The following is a 17478-nucleotide window of genomic DNA, read 5'->3' as shown; positions in this document are numbered from 1 at the left end:
CAGGAGGCCTCCTCATGAGCACTTCTTCCACCCCGAACAGCCGGCGCGCCGCCAAGTGGACCTGCGGCTTGCTGATGACGGCGATCGCAGTGGTGCTGCCGCTGCTGTATGGCGTGAGCTGGTGGACCATGCTGCTGGCCTTGGTGTTACTGGCCTGTCCGGTCGGGCTGGTCTGGACCGCGCTGCGTTTCGGACGCGGCGACCCGTTTCCTCGAGTTCCTCCCAACGAAAGGCGCGAGCCATGAACCATCACAATCACGAGCACGGACAACACGCAGTAGGCGAGCCCGAGCGGCAACGCTCCTCGCGCGGGAAGCTCGCCTTCGCGGTATTCCTGGGGGTTGCCCTTTTCTTTCTGTTGACCGAGCATCGGGCGCACTTCTTCGGATATTTGCCGTTCCTGTTGCTGCTCGCCTGCCCCTTGATGCACCTGTTCCACCACGGCGGCCATGGTCATGGCGGCCACGGTCAAGACACACAGGCGCCAAAGAACGGCCGCACCTCCACCGGAAGGGAGAGCTGAGATGAACGAACCTGCTGCCTACGGGCTCTGGAGCCTGGCGGTCATCAACTCGGTGGTCTTCGTCATCTTCGCTCTGAGCTTTGCCAAGCCGCAGAGCAAGCGGGACTGGCGTTCCTTCGGCGCGTTCTCAGCCTTCATCGTGGCGCTGTTCACGGAGATGTACGGCTTTCCCCTGACCATCTATCTCTTGTCAGGGTGGCTGAGCGCGCGCTTTCCGGGTGTCGACTTCCTGTCCCATGACGCCGGCCACCTTCTGGAGATGATGTTCGGCTGGAAGGCGAACCCGCACTTCGGACCCTTTCACCTCCTGAGCAATGTCTTCATCATTGGCGGCTTCTTCCTGCTTGCGTCCGCGTGGAAGGTGCTCTACGAAGCCCAGCGATCTCACCACCTTGCCACGACTGGCATCTACGCGCGCATGCGCCATCCGCAGTACGTCGCGTTCGTGCTGATCATGTTCGGCTTCCTGTTGCAATGGCCGACGCTGCTGACGCTCGTGATGTTCCCGGTTCTGGTGTTCATGTACGCCTATCTCTCCCGCAGAGAGGAGGCAGACATGGAAGCACAGTTCGGTGAGGAGTACCGGAGGTATGCAGCGCGTACACCCCGCTTCCTTCCGAGATTCGGGGATACCCGCGCAGCCTGAGTCTTCCGCCCATGGACAAGAAGAACCAAATCTCCGTCTGGTATTTCGTCGGCACTTTCGTGATCCTGCTGCTGTTGCAAGATCTCTTCGATGCCCGGCACACGGAAACGCTCGCCTACAGCGACTTCAAGCAGGTCTTGCGCGCGGGCCAGTTGGAATCGGTCGAGCTACGGGATGGAATGGCTACCGGGGCAATCAAGATGGAGGGGCTGGAGGCGATCCTTCCCAGGGAGAAACTGGAAAAGCTGGCGAAGTCGTCCGGTGAACACCGTTTCGTCACCGTCCTCGTGGACGATCCAGGGCTGGTTGCCGAGATGGACCAAGCCAAGGTTCGCTACACAGCGGTGGCCCAGAACAAGTGGCTGTCGGCCATCCTTTCCTGGATCGCGCCGGCAGCCGTGTTCTTCCTGATCTGGATGTTCCTGATGAAGCGGATGGGCGGTGCCGCGCACGGCGGACTGCTGGAGATTGGCAAGAGCAAGGCCAAGGTCTACATGCAAACCGAAACGGGCGTCAGCTTTAAGGACGTTGCCGGGATCGACGAAGCCAAGGAGGAACTGATGGAAGTGGTGGACTTCCTCAAGACCCCTGATCGCTACAAGCGACTCGGAGGCAAGATCCCGAAGGGGGTGCTGATCGTCGGCGCGCCGGGGACCGGCAAGACCCTGCTGGCCAAAGCGGTCGCCGGCGAGGCGGGCGTGCCGTTCATGTCCCTGAGTGGCTCCGAGTTCGTGGAGATGTTCGTCGGCGTCGGTGCTGCCCGCGTCCGCGACCTGTTCGACCAGGCCGCGAAACAGGCGCCCTGCATCGTTTTCATCGACGAGCTCGATGCGCTCGGGAAGTCGCGCGGCTTGAACGTCATGGGCGGTGGGCACGACGAGCGTGAGCAAACGCTCAACCAGTTGCTGGTGGAGATGGACGGCTTCGACACCAACACGGGCGTCATCATCCTGGCGGCCACCAACCGGCCGGAGATCCTGGACCCGGCCCTGCTGCGCCCGGGACGTTTCGACCGGCAGATCGCGCTCGACCGGCCGGACCTGAAAGGTCGGCTGCAGATTCTGCAGGTGCACACGAAGAAGGTGACTCTCAGCCCGAAGGTTGACCTGGAATCGGTGGCCGCGCGGACCCCCGGCTTCGCCGGCGCCGATCTCGGGAACCTCGTCAACGAGGCAACGCTGCGCGCAGCCAAGCGCGGCAAGAAGTCGGTGGAAATGGTCGACTTCGAGGACGCGCTCGACCGAATCGTGGCTGGCTTGGAAAAAAAGAATCGCGTGATGAATCCGAAGGAAAAGCAGTTCGTCGCGGTCCACGAGGCGGGGCACGCACTGGTCGCGGAACACCGCGAGAACGTGGACCGTGTCGCGAAGGTTTCGATCATTCCGCGCGGTGTGGCGGCGCTGGGCTATACGCAACAGCAGCCCACGGAGGATCGCTATCTGCTGCGCCGTACCGAGATTCTGGATCGCATCGACGTGCTGCTGGCCGGCCGAGTGGCCGAGGAACTGGTGTTCCGCGACGTCAGCACGGGCGCCGAGAACGACCTGCAGCGAGCCACCGAGATGGCGCGGCACATGGTCACTCACTACGGCATGAGCGAGAAACTCGGGTTGGCGACCTACGACGCCCAGCCCATGCCGATGTTCCTCGGCGGCCCCGTCATGCCCGAGCAGCGCAACTGCAGCGAACGAACGGCGGAGATGATCGACACGGAGGTCGCAGAACTGCTCGCGCAGTCCAAGGAGCGGGTCCGGGACACGCTTACTCGGAACCGGGAGGACCTCGATGCACTCGCACGCCTGCTGCTCGAGGAGGAGGTCGTCGATCGGCCAATGCTCGACAGGCTGCTACGCAGAAGCGATGAGGCGCAGGCTGCGCCTTCGAGTGCCCAGCCCGCGGAGGTCGAGTCGTGACGACTGGTCCCGGCAGGCGCACCGTCTTGGCGGCGCTTGGTGGCTTGGCGCTGGGCGGACGCGGGCACGTATGGGCGCAGGCAACGCCCCCGCCCTCCGGGCGCGAAATCCTGCAGAAGATGGAAGCGCTCATCTGGGCCGACACCATGCGTGGCGAGTTCGAAATGCGCATCACGACGCCGCGTTGGGAGCGCACGCTCGGACTGCGCATCTGGATGGACCGTCCGAAGCGCTCGTTCGTCCGGGTGTTGTCTCCTGCGAAGGAGGCCGGGATCGGCTCGCTGCGCATCGGCAACGAGATGTGGAACTACCTGCCAGCCGTCGAGCGCACGATCAAGATACCGCCGTCCATGATGCTGCAGCCATGGATGGGATCCGACTTCACCAACGACGACCTGGTCAAGCAAAGCAGCGCGATCGATGACTATGTGCAGCAGGTCGCCGGGGAGGAAAGCCTCGAGGGTCGTCCGGTGTGGCTCATCGAGGCGCTGCCGAAGCCTGATGCTCCGGTCGTTTGGGGGCGGATCGTGTACTGGATCCGCAAGGATTCCATTCCGGTGAAGCAGGAGTACTACAGCGACCGTGGCGAGCTGACGCGCGTGATGGCCTTCAGCGAAGTCCGGCCGGTGGGCGGGCGCAGCATCCCGACGCGTTGGGAGATGAAGCCCCTCGGCAAGCCAGGGAACGTCACCGTCATCACCGTCAAGGACGCGGAGTTCAACACCGCCGTCGACGACGAAATCTTCACGCAGCGCTACCTGCAGCGGCGTTGAATACCACGCGCGATCACCAGCATGGAATTGCAAGACCACCAGCAACATCTCTTTGCGCACCGCGCGCGCCTCCACCGCGAAGCAGACGCCGCGTTTGCCAAATGGGCCGCCGGGCATGGCGTTATCAAGCACAAACCGCAGACGCAGCTGCGCGTTCTCGAGCTCGCGCAGCTGCTTGTCGCGCACGGCCGCGCAAGCTCCACTGACGACGTGTTCCGGCTCTTGGCTGCAGCCGACACGTTGGCTTCCGCGGCGATGTGGCTGACGGTGCACATGACCTATTCCCGGCGGGTGCGCTGGGATGGCGAGGCGCTGCAGCCGAGCGAGTACAAGGAAGTCCCCGAGGGGCACACGGGCGGCTCGCTCAACATGGTTCCGGCCTACGTCGGCTACCTCGCTGCCAACTCGCTGACCGGGCACACCCGGGGCTGGATCATGGGGCAGGGCCACAGCGTCGCGGGAATCGAGGCGGTGAACTTGCTGGCAGGCAACACTCTTCCCGTCCAGGCGAGCCGCTACGAGCTCAGCGACGATGGTTTGAGCCGCTTCGTCTCCGACTTCTATTCGTATGCCATCGGGCCGGACGGCCGCCCGGCATCGCCTCTCGGCAGCCACGTCAATGCCAATACGGCCGGGGGTATTTCCGAGGGCGGCTATCTCGGCTTCGCGGAGCTCCAGTACGTGCATATGCCGTTGCCTGGCGAGCGGCTCGTGGCGTTCCTGAGCGACGGTGCCTTCGAGGAGCAGCGCGGCAGCGACTGGGCGCCGCGCTGGTGGCGCGCGGAGGATAGCGGCCATGTGGCGCCGATCATGATCCTCAACGGCCGGCGCATCGAGCAGCGCAGCACCATGCAACAGCAGGGGGGCGTGCGCTGGCTCAAGGAGCACCTGCGCCTGAACGGCTTCGACCCGATGGGGATCGACGGGACGGACCCCGCGGCTTTCGCCTGGGCCATTTTCACCATGGAAGACCGGCTCGACGCGTGCGCTGAAGCCCTGCGCCAGGGGCAGGGCTCCTATCCAGTTCCACTGCACTACACGATTGCCGAGGCTCCGAAGGGCTACGGCTTCCCAGGGGCAGGTTCCAACGATGCACACAACCTTCCGCTGGGTGGCAACCCGCGCACTGACATGCGCGCGCGGGGCCTCTTCGAAGCGGGCGCGCAAGCCCTGTGGGTCCCTCGCCATCAGGTCGATGCGGCCGCTGCTCTCCTGAACCGTCATGCTGATCAGGGTCGTCCGCGCGAACGAGACCATCCGTTCGCCAGTCGGAGTGTTCCATCGCCCGCCCTGCCTGCGCTCTCCGGGCTCCCTCAGGGCGAAGGCCCGGCGTCTCCCATGGAAGGCATCGACCAGGCGTTCACCTCGGTGGTCGCTGCCAATCCGCAACTGCGAGTGCGCGTGGGCAATCCGGACGAGCTGCGCAGCAACAGGATGGGCCGGACGCTGGATCTGCTGAAGCATCGTGTCGTGAGCCCCGAGCAGGGTGTGGCGGAGTCCACCGCCGGGGCAGTCGTGACCGCCCTGAACGAGGAGGCGGTCGTCAGTGCCGCGCTGGCGAACAAGGGTGGCCTCAACCTTGTGGTTTCCTACGAGGCCTTCGCGGCCAAGATGCTGGGGGCCCTGCGACAAGAGATCCTCTTCGCCCGCCATCTGGCGGACGCAGGTCGTCCACCCGCCTGGATCTCCGTCGCGACGGTCGCCACCTCCCATACGTGGGAGAACGGGAAGAACGAACAGTCGCACCAGGACCCCACGTTCGGCGAGACATTGTTGGGCGAGATGAGCGACGTCTCCCGGGTGCTCTTTCCGGCCGACTGGAACAGTGCCCAGGCTGCGCTGCATGCGGCCTACGGAACGCACGGGCAGTTCTGGAGCCTGGTGGTCCCCAAGCGGGCTCTGCCGGTTCGCTTCAGCGCGGACGATGCAGCGCGGCTCACCCGCGACGGCGCGGTCGTCGTGCGGGCCGCGCCGCAGGCACGCGTGCTCTTCATCGCCATCGGTGCCTATCAGCTGGAGGAGGCACTGAAGGCCGCCGACCGTCTGGTGCAGCGCGGCGTCCCGGCAGCAGTCAACTACATCGTCGAGCCCGGGCGCTTCCGGGTTGCGCGGGACGATCGCGAGGACGCGCACATGAGCCCGGTGCTAGGCGAGCTCTTCCCGGCCACCCAGGAGATTCGCATCGTGCTCACGCACACCCGTCCGGAACCGATGGCAGGTCTGCTGCGTCGACTGGATACCGGCCCTCGGACGACACGTGTCCTTGGCTTCCTGAGCCGCGGCGGAACGCTGGATGTCGGCGGGATGCTCTTTGCGAACCGCACGACCTGGGCGCACGCGGTGGCTGCGGCGGCCGACGCCGGCGGTCTGGACCTCGATCGGCTGCTCGATCCGCCGGAACTCCAGGCGGTGCGGGGCAGTGGCGACCCTCATGCGGTTATGAGCCAGTACTAGAAGGAGAAAGAGAATGCGCCTTACTTTTTGCGGTGCTGCGGGCACCGTGACGGGGTCGAAGTACCTCCTGGAGCACGACGGCAAGCGCGTGCTGGTGGATTGCGGTCTGTTCCAGGGGCTGAAGCAGCTGCGCCTGCGCAACTGGGAGCCCTTCCCGCTGCACGCGGACAAGATCGACGCCGTCGTCCTGACCCATGCCCACATCGATCACAGCGGCTACCTGCCCGCTCTGGCCCGACAGGGATTCTGCGGTCCCGTCTTCTGCACGGAGGCGACGCGCGACTTGTGTGGGTTGATGCTCCCGGACTCTGGACATCTGCAGGAGGAGGATGCGTTCTACGCGAACCGCCACGGGTTTTCCAAGCACCAGCCGGCACTGCCGCTCTACACCGAGCAGGATGCGCGCAAGACGCTGAAGCTGTTCCGGCCGCAGGCTCTCAACGAAGAGTTCGAGCCGGTTCCGGGGGTGCACGTTCGATTCTCCCTTGCAGGGCACATCCTGGGCGCGGCCAGCGTCCACGTGCGCTGGGACGGCGGTTCGCTGCTGTTCTCGGGCGATCTCGGTCGAAACGAGGACATCCTGATGCGCCCGCCGGAGGCACCCGCGGCAGCCGACTACGTCGTCATGGAGTCGACCTACGGAGATCGACTCCATGAACAGGAGGATCCCGCCACAGCGTTCGCGGAGGTGATCAATCGAACGGCAGCGCGCGGCGGAGTCGTCGTGGTGCCCGCATTTGCCGTCGGCCGCGCACAGTCGCTGATGTACGTCATTGCCACCCTCAAGCAGCAGGGACGCATTCCCGACCTCCCGGTCTTCCTGAACAGCCCCATGGCGGCGGACACCACCGAGATCTATCACAAGCACCGTGCACAGCACCGGCTGACTCCAGATCAGTGCCGCATGATGTGCACCTCGGCAAAGGTGATTAACTCGGTGGAGGAGTCCCGCAAGCTGAATGAGCTTCGTTTCCCCGCCGTGATCATCTCCGCCAGCGGCATGGCCACGGGCGGCCGGGTGGTGCACCATCTCAAGGCTATGGCGCCTGACCATCGCAACACCATCGTGCTGGCCGGCTACCAAGCTGCCGGAACGCGCGGCGCGGCGCTCGCGGGCGCGGCCAAGCAGATCAAGATCCATGGAGAGTACGTGCCCGTCCGCGCCCAGGTCGTGAGCCTCGGGTCCCTGTCCGCCCATGCAGACCGAGAGGAGTTGTTGTCGTGGATCGGCCAGTTGCCCAAGGCACCCAAGCAGGTGTTTCTCACCCACGGTGAGCCAGTGGCGGCCGACAGCCTGCGCCTGGCCATCGAGGAGCGGCACCGGTGGCCCTGCGCGGTGCCCGAGCAGATGCAGGCCGTGGAGCTCGGATGAACGCACTCGCAGCCATGTTCCAAGGCGCCGCCGGACTCATTGCACGACGCGCGGGAATTCACACGTACCAGGCGCCGGTGGTCTATATGCGGTCCGACTGCGAGGTGTGCCGCTCCGAAGGGTTCGAGGCCCAGGCGCGGGTGGAAATCAGCTGCAACGGCCGGACCGTGATTGCCACCCTGCATCACGTTCTGGCGGACTGGCTGGGTGATGGGGAAGCGGCGCTGTCCGAGGCGGCTTGGCTCGCTCTAGCGCTAAAGGGCGGCGAGATGCTCGCCATTCGTCATCCTCCCGTGCTCGAATCCGAGCGCCACATCCGCAGCAAGGTCTACGGTACGCCGCTGGATTACGGAAAGCTGCGAACCATCATGCAGGACGTCGCAAGTGCGCGCCTGTCCGACCTCCACCTTGCGTCCTTCGTGACAGCTTGCGCCGGGGGCAGGATGTCGGGGGAAGAAACCGTCGCATTGACTCGGTCGATGATCGACGTCGGAGAGCGGCTCTCCTGGCCGTTCTCGCCCATCGTGGACAAGCACTGCGTCGGAGGTTTGCCCGGCAACCGAACCACCCCGTTGGTGGTCTCCATCGTCACCGCGTGTGGACTGTCAATGCCGAAGACCTCCTCGCGGGCGATCACCTCGCCGGCGGGCACGGCCGACACCATGGAAACCCTGGCGCCGGTGAATCTCGACCTGCAGACCATGCGTCGCGTGGTCGAGAAGGTCGGAGGGTGCATCGTCTGGGGAGGCGCCGTGCAGCTCAGCCCGGCGGACGATGTGCTGATCCGAGTCCAGCGTCCTCTCGATCTGGACGGCACCTCGCAGTTGGTCGCGTCCGTCCTGTCCAAGAAGGCGGCGGCGGGGTCCGCAAGGGTGCTGATCGACATTCCGGTGGGGCCCACGGCGAAGGTCCGGTCTCGGGAGGCGGCTGAAGAACTCGGGGCCTTGCTGCAGCATGTGGGCGGGGCGATCGGTTTGCAGTTGCGCATCCTGCAGACGGACGGCAGTCAGCCGGTCGGGCGCGGGATCGGCCCCGCACTCGAGGCGCGCGACGTGGTAGCCGTGTTGCAGCGCGACGCTCGCGCCCCCGTGGACCTGCGCGAGCGCGGGCTGTTGCTGGCGGGGCACCTGCTCGAACTGGGTGGCAAGGCGGCGGAGGGCGCGGGGTATGCCCTGGCGCAGCAGGCACTGGACAGTGGGCGCGCCTGGTCGCAGTTCGTGGCGATCTGCGAAGCGCAAGGCGGCATGCGCGAGCCGCCAGCCGCGCCCCACGTCTTGGCGTTGGTCGCAGACGCAACAGGTACCGTCACGGACTTGGACAACCGCAAGTTGGCGATGGTCGCCAAGTTGTGTGGTGCGCCCGCCTCGCCAGCGGCGGGCATCACGGTGGAGGTGAAGCTTGGACAGCGGGTCGAGCGCGGGCAGCCGCTGCTGCACATGCATGCCGCAACCATGGGCGAGATGGAATACGCGCGGACGTATGCCGTGGACCAGCCGCTGTTCACGATCGGAGAGACCCCATGAGCATCCTGCTGGTGCCGGCGCCTGGAGCCGAACAGGCCGCGGCCGATCTCGCTGCGCACCTGGCCGCGCCGATCGGGCGTGTCGAGGCGCGCCGCTTCCCGGATGGCGAGTCGTACCTGCGCCTGCATGATGATCTGGCGGGTCGGGACGTAGTCGTCGTCGCATCGCTGCGTGATCCCGATCCGCAGGCGCTTCGCCTGTGGTACCTGGCGCAGACCGCCCGGGATCTTGGCGCCCGGCAGGTCGGACTGGTCGCTCCCTATCTTCCGTACATGCGGCAGGACAAGCGCTTCCAGCCCGGCGAGGCGGTGACTTCGGGCACGTTCGCGCGGTTCCTGTCGCAGGCGTTCGACTGGCTCGTGACGGTGGATCCTCACCTGCATCGCCTGGCTTCGCTTTCGGAGGTCTACGCGATTCCGGCCGAGAACGTCGCCAGCGCGCCGGCCATCGCGCGCTGGGTGGCAACCAACGTGCCGGAGCCTGTCATCGTCGGACCGGACTCGGAAAGCGAGCAATGGGCGAGCGACGTTGCCGGGAGGGTGGGCTGTCCTTTCATCGTTCTGAGCAAGCGCAGGCTCGGAGATCGCAGCGTAGAGATCAGCGTGCCCGAAGCCCGGGCGTACTCGGGCCGGGCGCCCGTGCTGATCGACGACATCATCTCCAGTGCGCGCACGATGGCAGTGGCGGTGCGGAACGTGCGGTCCGTGTTCGGGCGCGCGCCTGTCTGCATCGGCGTGCACGCGGTCTTTGCGCCGGATGCCATGCGGGCACTGCGTGAGGCCGGTGCCGCCGCGGTGGTCACCTGCAACACGTTGCCGCACGAAAGCAATGGCATCGACGTGATGGGCGAAGTTGCCGAGGCTGTCCGGGCACGGGTAGTCAGCGCGCTTGGATAGCCGCGGCCGCCAGTCCGGCCGCGGAGATGAAAAGAAACCCCCCGGCCACGCGAACGCCGACCCCGCGGCCGGCGATGCTCCACGCGATGGCCGCCTTGGAGACCATGTTGGCCGACGCCGCGAGCAGGATGGCCACGGCGGTCGTCCAGGCCGACAGCTCGCCTTGCGCAAGCATCTGTACGCTGGACACGAGAATCGCATCCACGTCCGCCAGTCCCGAAACGAACGCCACCCCGTAGATGCCGGCCGTCCCGAGGGCATCGCGTGCCGCGCGGACCAGCACGGCGACCACCGCCAGGACCAGTCCGAAGCCGAGCGCCACCGGAAGGTCGAACAGGCGATCCCTCGCCGGCACGCTGGCGGTGCCGGCGGCGGGCCGCCGGCGCCATTGCCAGGCAGCGAAGAGGAACCCGGCGGCGGCGAGCAGCACCAGGAACACCCCCATCCCGCCTGCCAGGGATGGCTGGAGGACCGTAGCCACGATTGCCATTCGCAGGAACATGACCCCACAGGCCGCGACGATCGCCGCCGCAGCGGCGGCCCGCAAGTCTGGTTGTGCACGCGCCGTCCTGGCCAGTGCGAGGGTCGCCGCGGTGGACGACGCGAGGCCGCCGAGCAGCCCGGTCCAGAGGAGCCCCTGTTGCTCCCCCTTGAGGCGCGCTGCCACATGTCCAAGCAACGACAGGCCGGCGATCAGGATCACCGCCATCCAGAGCTTGAACGGGTTGAGCGCCCGGTAAGGGCCGTAGCCGGCGTCCGGCAGCAGCGGCAACACCACTGCGGTGAGGACACCCAGTTGCAGGAGCGCGTTCAGCTCCGCGGGCTGGATCAGGCGCAGCCACCGGTGCAAGAGTGGCTTGAGGTCCAGCAGCAGCGCGACGATGACGGCGGTGCCCACCGCCAGGATCGCGTGGCCGGTTGCTGCCAGGGCTCCGAGCCCATAGGTGGCCAGGCCGGCAACGGCGCTCGTGATGCTGAGGGTCCCCGTGGCTTGCGATGCGCGGCGGAATGCAACGGCGAAGAGCAGGACCACGCCCAGGGCGCCTGCGGCCAGCAGCAGCCCGGAGGGCGCGGGAACGAGTGCGAGCAATCCTCCTGCGAGGCCGATGAGCGCAAAGGTTCGCAGGCCCGCAACGCGTCCGCCCTCCGGCAGTTCCCGGTCCCGCCACCCCCGTTCGAGCCCCACGAGCAGGCCGACGGCCAGCGCACTGCCCAGCGCCTGGGCCCCTTGCGCGAGGTTCATGCCGTCCACGTCCACCCTTCCCTTGCGAAAAGGGCAATTCTCGCTTTGCGGACGCGCAGTGCGCTTGAGTTGCCGCAAGTGGGAGACCGCGGCCCGGCCTAGCATCATCACGCCATGCACATCTGGTCACGCCTGCTGAAGATCAACCTGGCGCTCTGGGGCCACTTGGCGTGGCTGCTGCTGGTCCGCCTGGGGCTGCTCAAGCCGCAGGTCCCTGCGCCGCAGCGGCTCGCGCGCTTGCTGGAGGGCCTCGGTACCACCTTCGTCAAGCTGGGCCAGGGCTTGAGCCTGCACCGGGAACTCCTGTCGGATGCGTATGCCCTGCAGCTGGAGCGGCTGCAGGACCATGTGGAGCCTTTCGACCCAGCCTTGTCGCGGCAGGAGGTGGAGCGGTCCTTCGGCGCGCTCCTGGAACAGGTTTTTGCTGCCTTCGAATCGGAGCCTTTTGCCGCCGGGTCGATGGCGCAGGTGCATCGGGCGCGCATGCCCGACGGCCGACCTGTGATCGTGAAAGTCCGCCGACCCGGAATCCGGCGGATGGTGGAGGAGGACATCCGCGTGCTGCGCTGGTTCCTGCACTCCATGCTCTGGCTGTTGCCCAAGGCCCGTCGGCTCCGGCCGTTCGAACTGGTCGACGAACTCTCGCGCAACCTGCATAAGGAGATCGACTTCCGCGAGGAAGCCCTGAACATCGAGCGCTTCGGCGAGATCTTCCGCGATTCGGAAGCGATCTACGTGCCCGCAGTAGTCGATGGCATGTACACCGACTGGGTGATCGTGCAGGAGATGAGCATGGGGCGCCGCATCGACGATGCGCAGTTCCGCGCAGACGGGCCGCGGCTCGCCACCTGCCTGGTGGAGGCCTACCTCAAGCAGTTTTTCGAAGTGGGTGTCTTCCATGGCGACCCGCACCCCGGCAACCTGTTCGTGCTGCCGGACGGGCGCATCTGCCTGCACGACTTTGGGCTCATCGGCTTCCTGGACCGTGGCACGCGTCTGAACCTGGTGGCCTTCATGCTTGCCTTCGCACAACAGGACGCGGACTGGCTGCTCGATGCCTTCCTGGACCTCGGAATGATGGCCGGCGAGATCGATCGCGGCGAACTGCGCCTCGGCCTGTCGGACGTGATCCAGGATTACGCGCGCAGGCCGCTGCGCGATTGGTCGTTCGGGGAAGCCTTCCTGCGCGTCAGCCGGCTCGGGCACGGGCGCAACATCCGTGTGCCCCACCACCTGCTGGTGCTCATGCGCGCGGTGTTTCTGATGGAGAGCACCGTGCGCAAGCTGGATCCCGAGTTCAACCTGCTGGAAGGCCTCTTTGCCCGGGCAGGGGCGGTGCTGCAGCAGGCCGAGCAGGGCTCGGCCGTGCCGGAGCTCGATCGCTTGCGTTTCGAAGGACTCCTGTTCGCCAGGCAGGCGCCGCGCAGCCTGGGGCGGCTGGTGCACGAAGCCCGTGCCGCGCTCCAGACCTGGGAATTCCGGGGCTCGCAGCCACCGGCTCGCCACGGCCTGGAAACGCTCGCCCGCCGGCTCGGCAGCGCCATCATCGCCGTCGGCCTGTTTGCCGCCTCCACGTGGCTGCTGATCGCGCGCGTGGGGCCTGAAGCCTTCGGAGTCCCCCTTCTTCCCGCTGCCGGCTTCGCCCTGGGAGCATGGATGGTCCATCTCTGCCTGGCAAAGGAGCGTGCATGACAACCGATGACGACATCGTCGTGCGGCTCGAGAAGGTCAGTCGCGTCTACCGCCATGGCGGCATCGAGGTGCATGCCCTGGACCAGGTGGACCTGGAAATCCGCAGGGGCGAGTTCGCCGCGCTGGTGGGACCCTCCGGATCGGGCAAGACCACGCTCCTGAACATCATTGGCGGGCTCGACCGGCCGACCAGCGGCCGCGTGTGGATCGGCGACGTCGAGCTCACCGGGTTGTCCGCTGCCAAGTTGGCCGACGTGCGCCTGCGCCGCATCGGATTCGTCTTCCAGGAATACAACCTCATTCCCGTGCTGTCGGCGCTGGAGAACGTCGAATACGTGATGCTGCTGCAGGGCGTCCCGCAAGACGAGCGTCAACGCCGCGCGTTGGCGCTCCTGCGTGACCTGGGCCTCGAGGGCATGGAGCACCGTCGACCGGCCGAGCTCTCCGGCGGCCAGCAGCAGCGCGTAGCGGTGGCCCGGGCCATCGTCTCGGAGCCCCTGATCGTGCTGCCCGACGAGCCGACCGCCAACCTCGATTCGGCGGCGGGCGGCGCGCTGCTGGACCTGATGCGAACGCTCAACGAGCGGAAGGGGATCACTTTCGTCTTCTCGACGCACGATCCCATGGTCATGCAGCGGGCCCGACGGATCATCCGCATGCGGGACGGCCGCATCGTCGCGCAGGAAACGCCGTGACCTTCCTGCGGCTGGCCGCCCGCAACATCCTGCGCAATGCCCGGCGCAGTGCGATCACCGTAGCCGCCATTGCCGTGGGTATGGCGGCCCTCCTTTTCCTCTGGTCGTTCATTGACGGTGTGAACGAGCAGATGATCGACAATTCCACGCGGCTGCTGTCAGGCCACCTGCAGGTGCATCGCAGTGGCTATCACGACGAGCAGACGCTGGACCTGGTGCTGTCCGAGCCGTCCAGGGTGGGCGACGCGCTGCGCGCATCGTCCGAGGTCGCGGCGGTCAGCACGAGGCTCGAAGGCGGTGCGCTGGCAAGCGTGGGCGACAAGTCGCGTGCCGTGCTCGTGATCGGCATCGACGCGCAGGCTGAGCGCGCTGTGACGACGCTGTCCGAGACGGTGGCGCAGGGGGCATTCCTCGGTTCGGCGGATGACGGGGCTGTTGTCCTCGGAGCCCGCATCGCGGAGGCGCTTGGGGCCACTGTAGGATCCGAGGTCGTTCTGGTGACGCAGGCTGCGGACGGCTCAGTTGGGGCGGGGCGCTATCGCGTGAAGGGAATCTTCCGCACGCGCATGGACATGCTGGACGGCGCTTACGTGCTGCTCTCCCTGCCGGCTGCCCAGGAGCTCTACGCGACGGGAGACGGCGTCACCACGATCGTCGCCCGCCTGCGCGAGCGGGGGCAGGTGGATGCCCTCCAGGCGCGCCAGCAAGCCAGCCTGGGAGCGGAATACGAAGTGCTTGGATGGGCCAGGCTGCTGCCCGCGGTCGTGCAGTCGGTCGCCTTCCACGAGGTCATGGGCTACATCCTGCTGCTGGTCCTCTTCACCGTGGTTGCCGTTGGCATCACGAACACGGTGCTCATGGCCGTGCTGGAGCGTACCCGCGAGTTTGGCGTGATGATGGCGCTGGGCACCACCCGCGCGCAGGTCACGCGGTTGGTGTTCTACGAGGCACTGATCCTGGGGCTGGTCGGGCTGGCGGTGGGCGCGCTTGTCGGCGGCGCGATCGTCCTCTACTACGCCCGCACCGGCATGAACTTCGGGCGCTATGTGCAGGCGATGCAAACCATGCAGGGGCTGACTTCCTTGATCTACCCGCTGCCGCGGCTGGATCGGGCGCTGCTGGTGTCCCTGCTCGTGCTCCTGATCGCCGTCGTTGCCTCGGTGTACCCCGCATGGCGCGCGGCCCGGCTGGCTCCCGTGGCGGCCATTCGAGGCCTGCCGCCGGAACGCAGCGGGCGCCGCCGGCAAGTGCGCGCGGCCAGCCGGTGGAGCAGCCGGCTGCCGCTGCTGGCGCGGATCGCGGGGCGGGGTTTGGGACGCAATCCGCATCGCACGGCCTTGACGGTCGCGGCCAGCGCGATCGGCGTGGCCGCTTTCGTTTTCGTCACCGGCATCGCGGACGGCTACCTGAGGCAGATGGTGGAGAACTCCACCGGCTACGTCACCGGACATCTGCAGCTACAGCATCCCCGCTTTCGCGTCGAGATGGACGTGGCGAACTCCCTATCCGGCACGAACGCGTTGCTCTCCACGCTGCGCAATGCTCCGGAAGTGCTCGCGGCGGCGCCGCGCGTGCAGACGATGGCGCTTGCGACCAGTGCCGGCCAGTCTCAGAACTTCACGCTTGTGGGCATCGACCCGGCCGCCGAGCGCGAGGTGACCTTCATGCACCGCGCCATCAAGACCGGAAGCATGCTGCGATCCGACCGGGAAATCGTCCTCGGCTACCGGCTGGCAGAAAAGCTCGGCCTGCGCCTGGGCGACAAGGTCGTGATCATGGCGCAGGCGGCGGATGGTTCCGTGGGGTCCGCCGCGTACCGGCTGGCCGGTCTGTTCGACACGGGAAGCGACTCCTTCGATGCGCTGCTTGGCTATGTGTCGCTGCCTGCCGCGCAGTCCTTGTTGGGCATGCCCGCAAGGCTGTCAACGATCGCGGTGCGACTTCGCGATCCGGACGACCTGGCTGCGGCCCAGGCGCGTCTCGCGTCACTGCTGCCACCCGGCCCTGTACTCGTGAGCTGGCGGGAACTGCTCCCCGAAGTGGACCAAATGATCGCCTACCTGCGCGTGGTGCTGCGGCTGATCACCGGGATCGTCCTCGGCGTGGTGGCCATTGGCGTGATGAACACCATGCTCATGTCGGTCATGGAGCGCACGCGCGAGCTGGGCATCATGATGGCCTTAGGCACCCGGCCGCGCGCCATCGTCGCGCTTGTCATGTGCGAAGCGCTGGTGCTGGCGCTGGCCGGCATCCTGGCGGGGTGGACCATCGGCATTCCGGTCGTGCAGTACCTGGCGATCGCGGGACTGGACGTCTCCTTCTACGCGAAAGGGCTGCAAAGCATTCCCGGGTTGACCGGCGTGATCTATCCCGCCTTCGTTCCCCTGAACCTGATCAGCCCTTCGCTCGTGCTGCTGGGGCTCAGCGTGGCCGCTGCCCTGTACCCCGCCTGGCGCGCAGCGCGGCTGCAGCCCACCGCGGCGATTCGCCATGCTTGATCGGATCGCCCTTTGGCTGTGCCTGGCAGGCGGCGCTGCGGCATGGGCGCAAGGCGCGGACGCCCCTGCAACACAGGGGCAACAAGGGGCGGTAGAGTTTTCCGGCTCCTTGCGCAACATGCTGACTTCCTCGGAAACCAGCGTCGGCCCGGTCCGTGACTACACGCTGGATGCGAGCCGCCTGCGGCTGGAGTGGAGAGGGCAGGTGAACCGCGCGCTGCGAGTCGACTTCCAGTACGACAACGAGGTGCTTGCCGGCGATTACCTGAGCACGCCGCAGTACCGGCTCGAAGAGGCCCTGCCACGCCGGACCTATTGGCATCTGGAGGACGTGTATGCGTCGGGAGGAAACTATGTCGCGCAACACCGGATCCGGCGCGCGAACCTGACCTTCTCGCGCGGGGAGACGGACCTGCGCGCCGGCCGGCAGCGTATCGCCTGGGGAAACGGCCGCTTCTGGAGTCCCCTGGATGTGCTGAACCCGTTTTCGCCCGTGACCCTGGATCCCGGCGAGCGCGAGGGAGTGGATGCGCTTCTCCTGGAGCAGAAGCGCTCCGCGGTCTCGCGCTGGTCGCTGGCATATGCCCCGACACGCACAAGCTCGGCCCACGTGCTCGCCCAATGGCACGGCAACGCGAGCGGGGCCGACTACTCACTGGTCGGCGGCCGTTTTGACGGCGGCGGCCTGCTCGGCGCCGACATCTCCACGGAAGTCCGTGGAGCGGGTGTTCGCGCGGAATGGGCGATGGGGCGCCCGCAGGGAAGCGCCACGCATCAGCGGCTCATGCTGGGTTGGGACTATGCCTTCGCGAACACGCTGACCCTGACGGCTGAGTTCTACTACGACGGTTCGGGCAGCCGCTCCGCAGCCACCTACGATGTTGCCGGCTTGGCCGCGGGCCGCCGGCAGACGCTGGCGACGCGCTACCTTGGGCTGTACGCCGGTTACGAGTTGACCCCGCTCTGGAAGTCAGCGAACTGGCTCGTGTTGAACGTCGACGACAGCAGCATCTACCTGTCGCCTCGCCTGACCTACTCCTTGCGCGAGAACCTGGACTTGGCGATTGGCGCTCAGCTGCATGCCGGCGGGGCGCGCTCCGAGTTCGGCAGCCGCAAGCACCTATGGTTCGCCTATGCGCAATGGTTTTTCTGATCGCGTGATTTCTGGCGATTGGATGACAAATCTGTTATCCGAGGAGCCGGGGTAGTGGCGAGTTGACATGGATCATTCGAGGAGAAGGTTGGCGTCC

Annotated in this window: 14 protein-coding genes; 13 read left to right on the top strand and 1 reads right to left on the bottom strand. The window is 66.6% G+C overall.

The window, feature by feature from the left end; all coding sequences use genetic code 11:
• Nucleotides 1-14 precede the first annotated feature (14 nt).
• The 9 genes from WG922_RS09610 to WG922_RS09570 all read left to right on the top strand — a co-directional run bounded on the left by WG922_RS09610 (nucleotide 15) and on the right by WG922_RS09570 (nucleotide 10100).
• Entirely contained in the window at nucleotides 15-245 is a 231-nt protein-coding gene (locus WG922_RS09610) for a hypothetical protein (protein WP_340282322.1), read from the top strand.
• Nucleotides 242-523 (top strand): DUF2933 domain-containing protein, encoded by a 282-nt coding sequence (locus WG922_RS09605; protein ID WP_340282321.1) that lies wholly within the window; start codon nucleotides 242-244, stop codon nucleotides 521-523. Before WG922_RS09610 ends, WG922_RS09605 begins: the two co-directional genes overlap by 4 nt.
• Nucleotide 524: 1 nt before the next feature.
• Entirely contained in the window at nucleotides 525-1169 is a 645-nt protein-coding gene (locus tag WG922_RS09600; RefSeq protein ID WP_340282320.1) for a methyltransferase family protein, read from the top strand.
• Nucleotides 1170-1180: 11 nt separating this feature from the next.
• Nucleotides 1181-3082, top strand: a complete 1902-nt coding sequence (gene ftsH / locus WG922_RS09595; protein ID WP_340282319.1) for an ATP-dependent zinc metalloprotease FtsH — start codon at nucleotides 1181-1183, stop codon at nucleotides 3080-3082.
• A gap of 119 nt (nucleotides 3083-3201) precedes the next feature.
• Complete coding sequence (locus WG922_RS09590; protein WP_340282318.1) at nucleotides 3202-3855, top strand: outer membrane lipoprotein-sorting protein; 654 nt, start codon at nucleotides 3202-3204, stop codon at nucleotides 3853-3855.
• A gap of 21 nt (nucleotides 3856-3876) precedes the next feature.
• Nucleotides 3877-6309, top strand: a complete 2433-nt coding sequence (locus tag WG922_RS09585; protein ID WP_340282317.1) for a xylulose 5-phosphate 3-epimerase — start codon at nucleotides 3877-3879, stop codon at nucleotides 6307-6309.
• 13 nt (nucleotides 6310-6322) lie between these two features.
• Complete coding sequence (locus tag WG922_RS09580; RefSeq protein ID WP_340282315.1) at nucleotides 6323-7681, top strand: MBL fold metallo-hydrolase; 1359 nt, start codon at nucleotides 6323-6325, stop codon at nucleotides 7679-7681.
• The gene (locus WG922_RS09575; protein ID WP_340282314.1) at nucleotides 7678-9204 is read left to right on the top strand and encodes a thymidine phosphorylase family protein; all 1527 of its coding nucleotides are present in this window, start codon (nucleotides 7678-7680) and stop codon (nucleotides 9202-9204) included. Before WG922_RS09580 ends, WG922_RS09575 begins: the two co-directional genes overlap by 4 nt.
• Nucleotides 9201-10100 carry a ribose-phosphate pyrophosphokinase gene (locus WG922_RS09570; RefSeq protein ID WP_340282312.1) on the top strand — a complete coding sequence of 300 codons (900 nt, stop codon included), beginning with the start codon at nucleotides 9201-9203 and terminating at the stop codon, nucleotides 10098-10100. Before WG922_RS09575 ends, WG922_RS09570 begins: the two co-directional genes overlap by 4 nt.
• On the opposite strand, the gene WG922_RS09565 is transcribed toward WG922_RS09570, so the two are convergent.
• Complete coding sequence (locus tag WG922_RS09565) at nucleotides 10084-11463, bottom strand: MgtC/SapB family protein (RefSeq protein ID WP_340282311.1); 1380 nt, start codon at nucleotides 11461-11463, stop codon at nucleotides 10084-10086. The genes WG922_RS09570 and WG922_RS09565 overlap by 17 nt on opposite strands.
• On the opposite strand from WG922_RS09565, the gene WG922_RS09560 reads away from it, so the two are divergent.
• The 4 genes from WG922_RS09560 to WG922_RS09545 are packed head-to-tail and all read left to right on the top strand — an operon-like array spanning nucleotide 11458 to nucleotide 17381.
• The gene (locus tag WG922_RS09560; protein ID WP_340282310.1) at nucleotides 11458-13035 is read left to right on the top strand and encodes an ABC1 kinase family protein; all 1578 of its coding nucleotides are present in this window, start codon (nucleotides 11458-11460) and stop codon (nucleotides 13033-13035) included. The two genes, WG922_RS09565 and WG922_RS09560, sit on opposite strands and share 6 nt — an antisense overlap.
• The gene (locus tag WG922_RS09555) at nucleotides 13032-13730 is read left to right on the top strand and encodes an ABC transporter ATP-binding protein (protein WP_340282309.1); all 699 of its coding nucleotides are present in this window, start codon (nucleotides 13032-13034) and stop codon (nucleotides 13728-13730) included. Before WG922_RS09560 ends, WG922_RS09555 begins: the two co-directional genes overlap by 4 nt.
• Nucleotides 13727-16228: an ABC transporter permease gene (locus tag WG922_RS09550; protein WP_340282308.1), complete on the top strand. Its 2502-nt coding sequence runs from the start codon at nucleotides 13727-13729 to the stop codon at nucleotides 16226-16228. Before WG922_RS09555 ends, WG922_RS09550 begins: the two co-directional genes overlap by 4 nt.
• Complete coding sequence (locus tag WG922_RS09545) at nucleotides 16221-17381, top strand: hypothetical protein (protein ID WP_340282307.1); 1161 nt, start codon at nucleotides 16221-16223, stop codon at nucleotides 17379-17381. The genes WG922_RS09550 and WG922_RS09545 overlap by 8 nt, the downstream gene beginning before the upstream one ends.
• Nucleotides 17382-17478: the final 97 nt, after the last annotated feature.

This window comes from Ramlibacter sp. AN1015, from assembly GCF_037726105.1.
GTDB lineage: Bacteria > Pseudomonadota > Gammaproteobacteria > Burkholderiales > Burkholderiaceae_C > Ramlibacter.
The sequence above is the reverse complement of the archived record's forward strand: the minus strand, read 5'-3'. Positions and strand labels throughout refer to the sequence as shown.